This window comes from Pseudomonas sp. SIMBA_041 (assembly GCF_046535095.1).
In the GTDB taxonomy this organism is placed as follows: domain Bacteria; phylum Pseudomonadota; class Gammaproteobacteria; order Pseudomonadales; family Pseudomonadaceae; genus Aquipseudomonas; species Aquipseudomonas mucoides.
Genome location: NZ_JAWRXJ010000448.1, coordinates 1 through 264 on the forward strand (window position 1 = coordinate 1; position 264 = coordinate 264).

1 pseudogene is annotated in these 264 nt (G+C 59.5%); it reads left to right on the forward strand.

Going from position 1 to position 264, the window contains the following annotated elements:
* A pseudogene (locus tag SB725_RS31865) lies at nucleotides 1–250 on the forward strand (hypothetical protein); the annotation flags it as partial.
* Between the last annotated feature and the right edge of the window lie 14 nt (nucleotides 251–264).

A 264-nucleotide genomic window follows, 5' to 3' on the forward strand; every position in this document is an offset into this window, starting at 1 on the left:
GCCTGATTTAATCAGGGTCGTGGTGGCCGATGACCATCCGGTGATTCTGTTCGCCGCCGAACAAGCTCTGCTCAAGATTCCCGGGATGCAGGTGGTCGCGCGTGCACGCCAGTCAACCGAGTTGGTGAAGGTGCTGCAGACGCTTGCCTGCCGCGCTGGAAACATGAGAGGCTCGAACCGACAGCCGAATTCTGCAGCGTGCTGTCCGGCTTCTTCCAGTCGCCCAAGCTGTTCGAGAATCACCGCGTGATTGAAGACCGCTTC